General features: G+C 44.9%; 1 protein-coding gene. It reads right to left on the reverse strand.

What is annotated here, in order from left to right; all coding sequences use genetic code 11:
• Positions 1-267: NAD(P)/FAD-dependent oxidoreductase (locus LKX83_RS32560; RefSeq protein WP_370639177.1), on the reverse strand; the 267-nt coding region annotated here is incomplete at both ends.

The raw sequence follows: 267 nt of genomic DNA on the forward strand, positions 1-267 counted from the left end.
GATAGATCAGCCTGTCCCTTGATGTTTCCTGTTGGAATCAAGAAGCGTACTTCTTTACAAAACTTGGACAGCGACTCTGCTTCATGGATAGCTTCTTCATTATCTCCTGTAACAATCACAACACGATCTTGGAAGAATGCAGCGTCACACGTCGAGCAGTAGCTTACACCGCGTCCGGTGAATTCCTCTTCACCCTTAATTTTGCTTGATGGTGCTTTGGCTCCTACAGCGATGAATACGCTTTTGGCTTTAATAGTTCCTTCAGCA

It is taken from the genome of Cohnella baijiui (assembly GCF_020731285.1).
In the GTDB taxonomy this organism is placed as follows: Bacteria; Bacillota; Bacilli; order Paenibacillales; family Paenibacillaceae; genus Cohnella.